The organism is Enterococcus sp. DIV0294 (assembly GCF_050558155.1).
GTDB lineage: Bacteria > Bacillota > Bacilli > Lactobacillales > Enterococcaceae > Enterococcus > Enterococcus faecalis.
The window spans coordinates 34,098-47,847 of record NZ_CP187889.1; the positions used below are offsets into that span (position 1 = coordinate 34,098).

Sequence of the window (13,750 nt, forward strand, 5' to 3'; positions counted from 1 at the left end):
ATAAGGGAGGTACAAAATGGAAAAAATCGTTCAATTTGTAAATGAAAAAATATCACCACCACTCATGAAAGTTGGAGAGAATCGTTATATGATAGCTGTTAAAAACGGTATGATTTTAACAGTTCCTTTTACTATTATTGGTTCAATTTTTATGATTTTAGCCCAGTTTCCGCTGACAAGTTATCAGAATTTTATTGAACCTTATAAGAATGTATTAATGGTGCCAACTTCAGTAACTTTTGGGATTATTGGTTTAATAGCAGTAGTTGGCATTAGTTATAGTTTATCTCAGTTTTACAAAATTGATACTATTCGGAATGTTTTAATGTCGTTAGTTTGTTATTTATTAGTACAATCTTCCATGGGAGAAGATGGATCATATAGCATTAACACTGGAAATTTTGGCACTTTAGGTGTTTTTTCAGCAATTATTATTTCGTTTGTAGTTGTTGAAATTTATCGGTTTTGTATGAACAAACAGTTAGCTATTAAAATGCCGAGTAGTGTTCCTCCAGCAATAGCTAAATCTTTTAACATTTTAATTCCGTTACTAATTTCATTAACACTATTTTGGGTTATTCGTGTGCTGTTAGGCTTTGATATCAATGCAAGTTTGAATATGCTCTTTAGCCCGCTGGTTCAAGGGTTAAGCACCCTTCCTGGAATTCTTGTTTTTATGCTTTTACGGTCGCTACTATGGTGTGTAGAGATTCATGGAGGGGCTGTGTTATCTGTTGCAGATCCAATTTTTTTAACTATGTTAGGTGCAAATACGGATGCCTTAGCTGCTGGCGAGCCATTACCGTATATTACCGCTGCGGGTTTTGTTAACTTTATTTTTATTGGCGGCGGAGGCGCAACGCTTATGCTAGTTATTTTTATGATTTTTTCAAAGGATCAAGGACTACGTACATTGGGAAAGCTTTCTCTACCAGCAAGTATTTTTGAAATCAATGAACCAATTGTTTTTGGTGTACCGATGGTATTAAATCCCATATTGATGATTCCTTACACACTTTGTAATACATTGCTTGCTTTAATTGCATATCTGTTAATGTATTTTGATGTGATTGGACGGCCAGTTGTCGCTGTTCCATGGACTACACCACCAATTCTTATGCAATATTTAACTTCGGGGGGAGATTGGCGTGCAGCAGTGTATGGTGTATTTGCTTTGTTAGTAAGCGGTGTAATTTATTATCCATTTTTCAAAATGTTAGAGAAACAGCGGTTAGATATCACCATACAAGAAGCAGCAAAAAATGAAGAGAATTTGAAAGGAGAAACTGTCCATGAATCAAATGAATCAGTTTATTGATTCTCAGTGGCAACTATTGCCAGAGCTTCTTCAAAATACCATCACAATGCCGCTTGAAGAAGAAGGTACCAAACAAATTGTTTTTGTTGGCTCAGGTAGCTCGTTGAATGCTGCCAAAATGGCACAACGTTATTTTGAAAAGTTTAGTCAACAAACGTTGATTTTTTTCAATGTTCAACAATATAAAAAGCAAGGCGCTTTGTTAGATCCGCATTATTTAGTAGCTATTTCTCAAACAGGTAATAGCTTGGCAACACTTGAGTGTCTTCAATTAGCAAGTGAGAACAAAAACACAACAATCTTTCTCAGTGCAACAAGGGATGAAGAAAAGCGACAGTATGCAGATTATTTTATAGACTTATGCTGTGCAGAAGAGCAAATTGGACCGAAAACAGTTGGTTTTACGGCTACGTTTATTCGATTAGTTCAATTAGCTTTAGCATTTAACAAAGATCAGGAAGACCGCATATCTGAGGAAATCTTTGTAAGTTTTAAAGAATGTATTCAAAAAATGCCTAAAATGAAGGAAATAACTCTTCAATGGCTAAAAGAAAATCCCCATTGGGCAAATGCACCTTATTTGACAATTACAGCAGATGATGCCCTTTTAGGGGTGATAGAAGAAGGTGCTTTAAAGGTGTTGGAAACATTGAGAATCCCAGTCATGGCCTATGAAATTGGGGAGTTTACACATGGCCCACATCGACTAATCAAAGAGGAATCTTACCATATCTTTTTAAGTGGCGGGCCAACGACAAAGTTAACGGAAAAAGTAAATTTATATACCCAAAGTTTTACAAAAAATACTTTACTGATAGCAGAAAAGGCAGGAGAGATAACTGTAGACCTTTCTTGCGAAACTCCAGGTGTGGAGTTACTGTATACTTTGATTTTTCAAGTATTGGCAAATGAGTGGGCATTACAAACAGGATTTAATCCAGACAAAAAAGTTCATGAAGCATTTTTTGCTTTTGTGGGTACAAAAGATTAGGAGTGGGAAAAGATATGTCATTAAAAATTGCTATTATTGGTGCAGGAAGTGTATATACACCAGAAATAATTGAAGGATTAGCGCAAAGTAAAGAGAAATTACCTGTAACAGAATTAACCTTGATGGATATTGATCCGGATCGTTTAGAAATTATGTATAATTTTTTAAATCGTTATAAAAAATTTCATCAATTATCGTTTGCTATTCGTAAAACAGAAAGCTTAGAAGAAGCTGTTAAAGGTCAAGATTTTATTTTAACGCAAATTCGAGTAGGAGGGAATCAAGCAAGGATTCATGATGAAAAAATTCCTCTGAAATATGATGTGATTGGTCAAGAAACTACAGGGCCAGGGGGCTATATGAAGGCGTTGCGTACAATTCCAGCTATAGTAGAAATTGCGAAGGCTGTTGAAAAACATAATCCAGAAGCATGGCTAATTAACTATGCTAATCCTACAGGTATTTTAGCAGAAGCAGTTCGCAATTATACTAAAACAAAATTTATCGCTTTGTGTGCAGGTGGCATGCGTCCAAGAACTTGGGTTGGATGGGCACTTGATGCAAATTATAAAGAAGTGACCTATGATTTTGTCGGGTTAAACCATATGAATTTTGCTTATAATATTCGTGTGGATGGTCGTAAGATTACAAAATAGGAATTTGATAAAGTAGCAGATATTCATGAAACCGTGGCCCCAGAATTAATCAAAAAATTGAATGCTTTACCAAGTCTGTACTGTCAATATTACTTCCATCGCCGCCAAAAGTTAGCGGAACTCAAAGAGGTCCCTTTAACCAGAGGTGAAACAGTTTTAAACTTGGAAAAGGAAATCTATACGGCATTAAAAAACCCCAGTCAGCATGACAAGCCAGAGATTTTAAAAAATCGTGGTGGTGGTGGTTATAGTGAATTAGCGTTAGAAGCACTTTCTGCGATTTACAATGATGAAGATATGTGGATTGTTGCAAATGTTAAAAATGAACGTGCAATTGAATTTTTACCTTATGATGCCTCTGTGGAAACACCTTGTATTTTAAATAAGAATGGGATCACCCCACTTGTTCAAAATAACATACCTGAAGATGTATATGGCTTAGTTTCTGCGGTAAAAAACTACGAAAGCTTAGTGGTTCAAGCAGCTATAGAAGGAAATTATGATAAAGCTTTAGAAGCAATGGTAGCTCATCCATTAGTAGGAGATTTTGACATTGCTAAACCGATGTTAGATGAAATGTTAAAAGTTAATGCACCTTACATTCATCCAGATTTAGTCGCTGCAGTCACTGATTAAAAAGAAGCGAACAACAGTTGTTCTGTAATAACTGTTGTTCGCTTCTTTTTAATGTTAAAACAATACGATTCAGCCAAAATGTCTAGCTGTGCTGGAAAATTTTCAGCAAATAGGCTACCATGGAAGAAAATCGATAAAACGAAAGTTAAATGAATAGAAAAGAGATATGAAAGAGGCTATAAGATGAAAAAAAATATTAGCCAACTAACGCAGTGGTTGAAAGAACACAGTTTATTATTGAAACTAATTTTTCTTGGTTCTGTATTAGTTTTCGTGGCTAACCAAGTGACACATATCGCTCAAGGCATGACCTGGGCGGATATTTTTTCCACGATGGAACAACAAAGTACGGGGCGTTTAATTGGTATGGTCTTGGCAGGACTATTAGGGGTTATTCCGATGCTCCTTTATGACTATGTAGTCGTTAAATTATTGGAAAAAGAAGGTAAGCCACCAATGAAACGAATGGATTGGTTAACTTCGGCTTGGGTCACTAATACCATTAATAACTTAGCGGGTTTTGGCGGCGTGGTTGGTGCAACGCTACGGATTAATTTTTACGGAAAAGATGTACCGCGGGGCAAGGTTGTAGCAACGGTCTCAAAAGTTGCTCTGTTCTTGATTTCAGGGTTATCTATTTTATCTTTTGTGGCGTTTGTTGATTTATTTTTTATTCGAACCCAAAATGTTTTTCGTGAATATTGGGTTTGGTTATTATTGGGCAGCCTGATTGCGCCAGCGCTCTGGTTTTTCACGTATTTAAAACGGCGAACATTGTTTAAAACATTTTTTCCAAAAGCAGTGCTCCTATTATTCGGCGCTTCATTAGGTCAATGGCTAGGTGGGATGTTTGCTTTCTTGATGATAGGTCGCTTGATGCAGGTGCCAGTTTCGATGGTTTCTGTTTACCCAATGTTTGTTATCGCTACGTTAATCGGGATGTTAACCATGGTTCCTGGTGGTATGGGAACGTTTGATGTCTTAATGATTTTGGGCTTATCACAATTAGGGATTGATCGATCACAAGCGGTCGTCTGGTTGTTGTATTATCGTCTGTTTTATTATGTGACGCCTTTTATGACAGGAGTTATTTTGTTCTTGCAACAAGCAGGCATGAAAGTTAATCAATTTTTTGATAATTTACCTCGGTTATTTTCACAAAAAGTGGCGCATTTTATTTTGGTGGCGGCGTTATATTTTGCAGGAATTATGATGGTTCTATTGTCGACTGTGACGAATTTGTCGAATGTCAGTCGTTTATTCCAAGTGTTACTTCCCTTTTCTTTTAATTTTTTAGATCAAACATTGAATTTATTTGTAGGATTCTTGTTATTAGGTTTAGCTCGAGGCATTTCTATGAAAGTGAAAAAAGCTTATTGGCCTACAATTATTTTACTAGGATTTTGTATTGTAAATACGGTGGCACGAACGACTTCGTGGCAGTTGATTGCTGTTTATGCTGTTATTTTATTGGCGGTTATTTTGGCTCGTAAAGAATTTTATCGTGAAAAGTTTGTTTATTCATGGGGCGCTTTAACGGTAGATAGTATTTTGTTTGGCTGCTTGTTTATCGGTTATGCGGTTGCTGGCTATTACGCCGCACGACCAGCTGGTGGCAATCAAGTTATCAATCACTTTTTGTTGTTTCCGTCAGATGATGTTTGGTTTAACGGATTGATTGGATTAAGTATTTCCTTGATTGGTTTATTCTTTTTGTATCAATATTTAGCCGAAACAACTGTTACTTTAGGTGAGGGATTTGAGAAAGCGCGGTTGACACGCTTTTTGGAAAAATTTGGTGGCAACGAAGGCAGTCAATTTTTGTATTTAAAGGATTATGGTCATTTTTATTACCAAGAAGAAGGCGAAGATCAAGTACTTTTTGGGTTTCAAATGAAGTTTAATAAATGCTTTGTCTTGGCGGATCCGATTGGGCAACGAGAGAAATGGACAGCGGCGACACTGGCGTTTATGGATCAAGCTGATTTGTTAGGTTATCAATTAGTTTTTTATCGTATTTCGGAAGAATATGTTATGAATCTTCACGATTGCGGCTTTGAATTTATGAAAGTTGGGGAAGAAGGCTTGATTCAATTTGATGAGCCGTCAACAGTGAATCAAACAGCCTGGACGGAAACAGTGACTGAAAAAATAGCAGCGGAAGCAGCGGATTTTCAGTTTGAATTTTATCCCGAAACGATTAGTGATGCCTTATATCAAGAGTTAGAACGAGTTTCTGCGGACTGGTCACGGAATCAAAAAGAGCGCTACTTTATTGGTGGACGGTTGGATCCCGAGTACTTGAAATGCAGTAGCGTGGGCTTGGTGAGACAGAAACAAACGGTCATCGGTTTCATTACGGGAAAAGAAATGGAAAAAGGCAAAAGTATTTCTTATGATTTGTTACGTATTCGTTCAGACGCACCTGCTTTTACTAGAGAATATTTGTTCACTCATTTTATTGAAACCTATCAACAGCAGGGCTATCAATTAATTGATATTGGGATGGCGCCGTTGGCTAACGTAGGGGAGAGCAAGTACTCTTTCTTAAAAGAACGCTTTGTTAATATTTTTTACAAGTATAGTTATCAAATTTATGCGTTTCAAGATACACGCAAGCGCAAAGAACAATATGTCACTAGTTGGCAACCACGTTATTTTGCTTATCCTAAGCGGACCAGCGTACTCTTTGCTTTTGTGCAACTTTCCTTGTTGATTACGAAAGGAAGACATCAAAGTGTTTCGCTTGTGGAAGAAGCAATGACTGAAATTTAAAAAAATCACGCGATGACTTAGCCATCGCGTGATTTTTTATTTGTCTTCTTTTTTACGGTTTCGTCTAGCAGGAATCAAGGTTACGTAGGCAACGAAACCACCAGTACATAGAACGAATAACACGATGCCAGGAATCAATCCTTCTGGTAAATAAGAGAACTGAATAGTATGGGTTCCAGCGCTGACAGGAACGCTTAGAAAGGCATCTTTAAAGGCTTTTGGGGTAACTTTTTTGCCATCAATTTTGACACGCCAACCTTTGTCATAAGGAATTGTAGTGACGAGTACTTGATCTTTGTCGGCGGTAAAGGTACCTGAAGCAGAGCGTTTGCCAGTTGTTAAATCAACGCCTTTTTCTTGCACGGCGGAAATGGCTTTTTCAAATGCATTGGTATTTAAGCCAACCACTTGCGGCTGAACAAAACTTACTGCTTTGGTTCCATAAAAACTTACTTTGAAGTTAACGGTTGTATCTTTGGGATAGTAACCTAAGTTATAATATTGGCCAGTAATGCCAATTTGTGATTGCTGACTTGAGCCGTTCACGGTGACCGTCGCAGTGGAACTTTCCAATTGAGCAAAATCCGTTGGGAATAAACTCAAATAAGCTTGCGTATTGGCGGGCACATTGACTGTATAAGAAATCTCTTTGGCTACGTTATGTTGTTTCTCCGTAAAAGTTACGCCAGCTGTATTTTGCGTAATTGTCACGTTATTTTGAAGCGTCATCGTTGGTTGATAAAAGGTAAAATACCGTTCATTGGTATTGGCTAAAGCATTTAGTAAATTTGTTTGACTACCTAAATTATCATTGAGAGGTTGCCGAACATTGTAAATCTCTTTGTCTGCTAAAAATCCTAACGGCAAAGCATTTTCGTTACGATAAAGCTGATATTTACCAGCAGCTGCTTGTCGTTCAAAGCCGAATTTCATTGGATTATTTTCAGCAATATTGTATTTAATGCCCATCAAAGCATCCATTAACAAGGTATTATTTTGGTAACGAATATTTAAATTCGTGCCTCGTGAGCGGAAACCTAAGGCGTTTAGGTATGTTGAAGAATGTCGGTTCCGTACGGAAGAAAACATGCTAATGCCACTGTAGCCATAGTTAATGCCGTCATTGGCCGAAACACCATTTAAATTTTCCAAGCGGTAAAAGGTATCATTTTCTTTTTTTGTTTGATCGACTAGATTTTTTAAGTCAGGATAAGGCTCAGAATACAAGCTGCGTGATGCGTAGTTCCAATCATCTAAAATACCAGTGACCATCGCCCGTGTATTAATGATTGCTTCACCAGAAACGAGCAGCAATAGTAAAATCACTAAGTATTGCATAGGCGCTTTTTTCAATTGATAAAAAGCAATTCCGAAAAAGTATAATAGTAAAAAAGTTGCCGTTAATACGAAAGAGGTTAAAGTCACATACGTATAACTAGTAGCACCTTTTGTACCCATTGCAAGAGCAAAAATTGCTAAAAGAATCAAAATCAAGCCGCTTAAGACACCGAGATCATCCTTTTCAAATTTTTCCCAACCATAACCAGCAAGCAAAATAACTAGGAATGAAAAGAGGAAACTATAGCGGAAAAGAAACATGTTCGGCGCATGCATACCATGCCAGAATAAATTTAAGGGCGTGATGTAAAAGCTAGCAATCAATAGGACAAACAAACTGCCAAAAAGTAGTTTGTTTTTCAATGGAATTTCTTTCGTAACGAAATAGAAGAGACAAAAAATCAAAGGCAACAACCCAATGTAAATAAAAGGAATGGACCCATATTTGGTTGTATCGTAAACGCCAATCATATTTTTCATAATAATATCTAAAAAGGCAGTCGCTTCTGTTTTAAAGGTTGTAATTTCAGAAAGAGTTTCACCATTGGTTCGTAAATCTAAGACAGCAGGTAAGACCATAATCATGGATGCTCCACCAGCTAAAAGAGAAGTAGTAAAATACGCAACGATTCGAGATTTATATCGTTGCCAGTCTGTAAACGTTCGTGCAAAATAGTACAGGAAGGAAAACAACCCAATCATAAAGCCAAAATAATAATTTGTAATGAAAAGCAAGAAATAACTGACAAACAATAATGTCGGTTTTCGTTGGTCCATTAAACGATGAATTCCTAAAATTACGAGTGGCAGATAAATAAAGGCATCCAGCCACATAATTAATTCTGAATGGGCCACAATAAAGGACATTAGCGCATAAGACACAGTTAAAGTCACATGGGACCATTTAGGAATCTTAAAGGTTTGTTTTGCCAAGAACCAAAAACTCAAGCCAGCACTCCCAATTTTCAACAACGTTAGGAAATAGAGCGCATCAGGCATGTTTTGATTGTTAAAGAAAAAGACAAGCGGCGTAAATAAGCCACCAAGATAATAGGAAATTAAGGACAAGTAGTTTAGTCCCAAAGAAGCATTCCACGTATAGAAAAGACTTTGTTTTCCATGAAGAACATTGTTAAAGCTTGCGTGAAAATTTGAAAATTGAGAAAAGGCATCGCTGGCTAAAACACTGCGACTACTTCCTGGATAAATTCCAGTACTCAAATAGATAATTGCCATAATTAAAAATGGAATGAAGAAACTGGCTAACATATAAGGCCAGTTGTTTTTTAAAAACTGCCTACTTTTATTTTTCATAAATAACCTCACCTGATTTTTCGAAAGTACCTATAGTTTATCATACTCTTTATTTGATGTACCAATAGAAGAAAAACTTTAAAATTTTATTAGGATCCTAAGGGTGGAGTGAAGAAGAATTAGGAGTAAGGGATTGACATTCAAATGCTAAATCACCAGATTAAAACAACGAATATTCTCCGAAAAATTGCTGAAAACACCCTGTGGATAACTTTGTGCATAACTCTGTTGAAAACCACAAAAAAGCTTTTTATCTCGGTTTATCCACAAGGATAAGTTTTCGAGTTGCTAAAAAAAATAGACGTAAGTTCAGAAGGGCTGCTTGCTAAAAGTGAAGGAGCCCCTAAAGTTGAAAGAAGATGAAAACGTTATTAAAACAACGTTTTCATCTTCTTTTTTCTAGAATTTACAAGGATTTAATGTCGAACAAATAAGCACTGTGGAAAAGTTTTTTGGAAAAAACAAGAAATTTCATCCACAAAGTTTTCTGTGGAGAATTTAAAAATGCTTGTCAAGCTTTTTTTGAAAAAATGTGGATAACTTTTTAAAGACACGCTTTTTTCCATTTGCGAATTTGCGTTCGGAAACTAGTAAAAGGGGCAACGCTATTAATGTGAATCCATTTCCAAAGAGGCCATTGTGCTTTGGTAGTCGCCCAAGCCCGTTGTTGAGGTAAAAATAATTCGTCTTCGGAAAGCGAGTCAATCCAATGAAGTAATTTTTCTAAGGTGTCTTGCAACACAATCAGCTGACTTTCTAAACTCATTTGTCCATAGGTTTGATAAAATGATTGATAGAGAGAGCCCAGTTGATTCCATTTATAGCCTTCAGCTGGCGTTTGAACGGTCAGACCACGTTGTTCTTGTTCTTCCCAAGAAAGCAGCAAGTTGAGCCAACCTAATTGATAGGCTAAGTTCTCTGAAGGTGTTTTAGCTACTGTTTCAATTCGGTGATCTTTAAGTGTTTCAGGAATTTCTGCAAATTCAGCTAAATATTTTTGTGAAGCTATTTGAATGGCCTCAATCAAGGCTTCTTTTGATTCATAGGTTCGCATTCTTCGGCTAACTTCCTTTCTTGGTAGGATCTGCTTGTTTTTCATGAGTAATTTGAGTGACTAAACCAAAAGGATCTTTCACAATCGCATAAAACGTTGCAAATTCATTTTCAATTGGTTCTTGGATAATACAGGATTCGGGATGGCGCGTGAGTTTTTCAAAAATTGTTTTGGCAGAGTGACGGCTCTCGACGATTAAGCTGAGGGTCAATTGTTCTGTGGGCGTGGTATTCATTCCTGCAAACAAAGGATTATCAGCTAGTTGTAATTGAAAAGTGTCCATTTGTAAAATCGAGTGAGAAAGCCAGTGTTCTTCGCCAGCGGGAATGGTCAAAGAAGGATTTAAACGCTCTTTAAATTCTTGATTAGTAATTTTAAAAAGAATATCACCAGCAAAGGCTTCTTGGTAAAACGTCAAGGCTTCCGTTGCTCGTCCGTTTAAGACCATAAAAAGGGCAAATTGTGTGTTTTTCATTGTTTGAACCTCCTAAGATTGATAAGATAAGCATAACAATAAAAGGTGTCAAAAAGTGACACCGATGGAGGGAAAAATGAAAAAATCAGAACGTTTAAATCAGGAACTTTTTTTCTTGAGAACCCATCCTCAGTTTAATTTAAATCAGTTAATGAAAACTTTTGGGATTTCTAAAAGCACAGCTTTGCGGGATATTGAAGCTTTGGAAAATTTAGGCGTGCCGCTATATGTGGAGAATGGTCGTTATGGTGGCTATCGAGTTTTAAACAAACCGTTGTTGCCGCCGATTTATTTTAATGAAAACGAAGTGTTAGCGATTTTTTTTTCGTTACAATTACTGAAATTAGTTGCAGAGTCACCGTTTGGTCATTCCTATCAGCAAATTAAGCAAAAATTATTGCATTCTTTAGATGAACCAACCCAATTTAAAATCAGTCAAATGAGTAAGGTCGTCTATTACGAAGGAATTGAACAAGTAGAAGCACCAGGCAATTTAGAGCAGCTGTTTCATTGTATTTTGGCGCAACAAGTAATTCAGTTTAACTATACCAGATATGAAGCAACAACGAAAAAAATCTTACCAACCCGGTTAACTATTTTAGAAGGGTATTGGTATTGTTCAGGCTATGATGTGACTAAAAAGGCTTGGCGTACTTACCGCTGTGATTTTATGGAGGCTATTCAGCAATTAAACCAAACACTGGATTTTACGACTGAAGAACTGAAAGAATCGTATCGCCATCAACAAACGACGGCACGTACGATTCCATTTAAAGCAATCATTACAGAAAAAGGCAAAGAATTTTTTTATAAACATCGCTTTGACAATATTCAGTTGGAAGAAACGCCCACGCAGTGTTTTTTAGTTGGACAGATTCATCCAACAGAAACACAATTTTTAGCCAACTATTTTATGGGCTTTGGTGAAGAAGTGACAATTTTAGAGCCAGTCCAAGTGAAACAAGCATATGTAGAAAGTATAATGAGGATTCAAAAAAAATATCAAGAATAGATTGTGGGACTGTGAACAATTCCATGTGTAAAGATGCACATTGGAGAGGAGAAAGAAAAACCCTTGATTTTTAAATCAAGGGTTTTTCTTTCTAAGAACGTGCTTGCCCATTTCCATAAATAACATATTTTGTCGAAGTAAGCTCTGCTAAGCCCATAGGTCCACGGGCATGTAATTTTTGCGTACTAATGCCGATTTCGGCGCCAAATCCAAATTCAAAACCGTCCGTGAAACGAGTTGAAGCATTCGCATAAACAGCGGCTGCATCCACTTGTTGTAAAAATTGTTGTGTGGCAAAGTAATTATCACTAATAATACTTTCAGAATGTTTTGTATTGTAGCGATTAATATGCTGGATGGCTTCGTCCAAAGAATCAACGACTTTCACTGCTAAGATAAAGTCGAGAAATTCCGTTTCCCAATCTTGTTCAGTCGCTGGAATGGCTTCTTCAAAAATTGCTAACGCACGTTCATCTGCCCGAAGTTCCACGTGAAACTCCTTCAAGGCTTTTTCAATTGTTGGTAAAAAGGCTTCAGCCACCTCTTGATGAATTAATAACGTTTCGGCGGCGTTACAGACAGAAGGACGTTGACATTTAGCATTGACAATAATTTCAGTTGCCATTGTTAACTGGGCGTCTTTGTCCACGTAAATATGACAATTGCCTGTGCCTGTTTCAATAACAGGAACAGTGGCTGTTGTCAAAACAGTTTTGATTAAGTTGGCGCCGCCACGTGGAATGAGGACATCCAAGTAGTCATTTAAGCGCATAAGTTGTTGGGCTGTTTCTCTAGAAGTATCATCAACAAATTGAATGAGATGGGGAGAAACGGCTTCTTGGATTAGCGCTTCTTGTAAAATTGTCACCAATATCTGATTGGAGTGAAACGCTTCTTTTCCGCCTCGAAGAATAACAGCATTTCCTGATTTGAAACAAAGGCTAGCGGCATCTGTTGTCACGTTTGGCCGCGATTCATAAATGATTCCAATAACACCTAAAGGCACGCGTTGTTGCCCAATTAACAGCCCCGCTTCATTGCGCCACATTTTATCTACTTCCCCAATTGGATCGGGTAAAGTAGCGACTTGGCGTATGCCCTCGGCCATCGCTGTGATCCGTTCTTCTGTTAAACGTAAGCGGTCTTGCATTGTTTCAGAAATTCCGTGGGTAGCGGCTTGCTCTAAATCTAATGCGTTTGCTTGTAAAATGCGGGGTGCATTGGCTTCAATGGCTGCGGCCATTTTGTTTAACAAAGTATTTTTTTGACGAGTATCCATCAAGCCTAGCGTATAAGAGGCTTCTTTAGCTTGTTGCCCTAGTTGCTTTAAATCAGTCACTTTCATGCCCTCCTTTAATAAATAACGTACCGATATCTTTTCCTTCTAAAATTTCAAAGATGATTTTTGGCTGCTTTCCGTTTGCTAAAATCATCGCCTGTTGATTAGCTAACACACGTTCAGCAGCTTTTAATTTACTAGACATCCCACCAGTGCCAAAGCGGCTCCCCTTACCACCGGCTAATTGGAACAAGTCTTCATTAATTTCATTGATTTCAGAAAATAACGTGGCTTCTTTGTTGACAGTAGGGTTGTCTGAAAAGAAACCATCAATATCTGATAACATAACTAACAAGTCAGCTTGAACAATTTGGCAGACAATGGCAGACAATTGATCGTTATCCCCGAACTTGGTTAAGTGATCCAATTCTTCAATTGCGACAGTATCATTTTCATTGACGATAGGAATAATATTCATTTTTAACAGTTGTTCAAAAGTATTGGTAACATTATTGCGACTTTCAGGATATTCAATAACATCACGAGTTAATAAAACTTGTGCCATTTGTTGGCTATAGGTTGAAAACCGCTGATTATAAATGTTCATTAATTCTGCTTGGCCGACTGCAGCGACTGCCTGTTGTTCGGGAATTGTCGTTGGGCGTACAGATAGATTTAATTTATTCAGTCCGACACCAATTGCGCCAGAAGAAACTAAAATAATTTCTTTGCCTTGGTTGCTTAAATCACTCAAAGTAAAGGCTAATTGATCAATTGCTTTTAAGTTAATATTGCCATTGGGATAAATCAGAGAACTGGTTCCGACTTTGATCACAATTCGTTTGGCCTGTTGGAGTTTGTTTCTCATAAGTGCCTCGTTTCTTTTTACAGTAAAATTTGAC

Annotated in this window: 11 protein-coding genes; 6 read left to right on the top strand and 5 right to left on the bottom strand. The window is 37.2% G+C overall.

Translation table 11 applies throughout. The features are described 5' to 3' along the window. The first annotated feature begins 16 nt into the window (after positions 1-16). The 5 genes from IGJ20_RS00145 (at position 17) to mprF (ending at position 6,376) form a co-directional block, all read left to right on the top strand. Positions 17-1,318 (top strand): PTS sugar transporter subunit IIC, encoded by a 1,302-nt coding sequence (locus tag IGJ20_RS00145; protein WP_126254727.1) that lies wholly within the window; start codon positions 17-19, stop codon positions 1,316-1,318. Next, complete coding sequence (locus tag IGJ20_RS00150) at positions 1,293-2,309, top strand: SIS domain-containing protein (protein ID WP_126254728.1); 1,017 nt, start codon at positions 1,293-1,295, stop codon at positions 2,307-2,309. The genes IGJ20_RS00145 and IGJ20_RS00150 overlap by 26 nt, the downstream gene beginning before the upstream one ends. 14 nt (positions 2,310-2,323) lie before the next feature. Further along, positions 2,324-2,965: a hypothetical protein gene (locus IGJ20_RS00155; protein WP_430605244.1), complete on the top strand. Its 642-nt coding sequence runs from the start codon at positions 2,324-2,326 to the stop codon at positions 2,963-2,965. A gap of 21 nt (positions 2,966-2,986) precedes the next feature. Further along, positions 2,987-3,601, top strand: a complete 615-nt coding sequence (locus IGJ20_RS00160) for a hypothetical protein (RefSeq protein ID WP_430605292.1) — start codon at positions 2,987-2,989, stop codon at positions 3,599-3,601. Positions 3,602-3,784: 183 nt separating this feature from the next. Then, a complete protein-coding gene (gene mprF, locus IGJ20_RS00165; RefSeq protein WP_126254730.1) occupies positions 3,785-6,376 on the top strand; it encodes a bifunctional lysylphosphatidylglycerol flippase/synthetase MprF in 2,592 nt (863 codons plus the stop codon). Between the two features lie 36 nt (positions 6,377-6,412). Here mprF and IGJ20_RS00170 read toward each other — a convergent pair whose 3' ends face one another. From IGJ20_RS00170 to IGJ20_RS00180, 3 genes are all read right to left on the bottom strand, one after another. Further along, positions 6,413-9,028 (bottom strand): YfhO family protein, encoded by a 2,616-nt coding sequence (locus IGJ20_RS00170; protein WP_430605245.1) that lies wholly within the window; start codon positions 9,026-9,028, stop codon positions 6,413-6,415. A 544-nt stretch (positions 9,029-9,572) separates the two neighbouring features. Next, positions 9,573-10,082, bottom strand: coding sequence for a ClbS/DfsB family four-helix bundle protein (locus tag IGJ20_RS00175; protein WP_002368626.1), 510 nt, complete (start codon positions 10,080-10,082; stop codon positions 9,573-9,575). Positions 10,083-10,089: 7 nt separating this feature from the next. Further along, entirely contained in the window at positions 10,090-10,557 is a 468-nt protein-coding gene (locus tag IGJ20_RS00180) for a VOC family protein (RefSeq protein WP_033594377.1), read from the bottom strand. Between the two features lie 64 nt (positions 10,558-10,621). On the opposite strand from IGJ20_RS00180, the gene IGJ20_RS00185 reads away from it, so the two are divergent. Further along, a complete protein-coding gene (locus IGJ20_RS00185; protein ID WP_002389777.1) occupies positions 10,622-11,569 on the top strand; it encodes a helix-turn-helix transcriptional regulator in 948 nt (315 codons plus the stop codon). A 91-nt stretch (positions 11,570-11,660) separates the two neighbouring features. Here IGJ20_RS00185 and IGJ20_RS00190 read toward each other — a convergent pair whose 3' ends face one another. Both IGJ20_RS00190 and proB read right to left on the bottom strand, forming a co-directional pair. Further along, entirely contained in the window at positions 11,661-12,914 is a 1,254-nt protein-coding gene (locus IGJ20_RS00190) for a glutamate-5-semialdehyde dehydrogenase (protein ID WP_002385467.1), read from the bottom strand. Then, a complete protein-coding gene (gene proB / locus IGJ20_RS00195; RefSeq protein ID WP_002389550.1) occupies positions 12,901-13,716 on the bottom strand; it encodes a glutamate 5-kinase in 816 nt (271 codons plus the stop codon). The genes IGJ20_RS00190 and proB overlap by 14 nt, the downstream gene beginning before the upstream one ends. Positions 13,717-13,750: the final 34 nt, after the last annotated feature.

Bases quoted from the DNA above. Each gene is read 5' to 3' on its own strand.
- proB (WP_002389550.1), bottom strand. From the start codon at position 13,716: ATGAGAAACAAACTCCAACAGGCCAAACGAATTGTGATCAAAGTCGGA.
- IGJ20_RS00150 (WP_126254728.1), top strand. From the start codon at position 1,293: ATGAATCAAATGAATCAGTTTATTGATTCTCAGTGGCAACTATTGCCA.
- mprF (WP_126254730.1), top strand. From the start codon at position 3,785: ATGAAAAAAAATATTAGCCAACTAACGCAGTGGTTGAAAGAACACAGT.
- IGJ20_RS00175 (WP_002368626.1), bottom strand. From the start codon at position 10,082: ATGCGAACCTATGAATCAAAAGAAGCCTTGATTGAGGCCATTCAAATA.
- IGJ20_RS00145 (WP_126254727.1), top strand. From the start codon at position 17: ATGGAAAAAATCGTTCAATTTGTAAATGAAAAAATATCACCACCACTC.
- IGJ20_RS00185 (WP_002389777.1), top strand. From the start codon at position 10,622: ATGGAGGGAAAAATGAAAAAATCAGAACGTTTAAATCAGGAACTTTTT.
- IGJ20_RS00190 (WP_002385467.1), bottom strand. From the start codon at position 12,914: ATGAAAGTGACTGATTTAAAGCAACTAGGGCAACAAGCTAAAGAAGCC.
- IGJ20_RS00180 (WP_033594377.1), bottom strand. From the start codon at position 10,557: ATGAAAAACACACAATTTGCCCTTTTTATGGTCTTAAACGGACGAGCA.
- IGJ20_RS00155 (WP_430605244.1), top strand. From the start codon at position 2,324: ATGTCATTAAAAATTGCTATTATTGGTGCAGGAAGTGTATATACACCA.
- IGJ20_RS00170 (WP_430605245.1), bottom strand. From the start codon at position 9,028: ATGAAAAATAAAAGTAGGCAGTTTTTAAAAAACAACTGGCCTTATATG.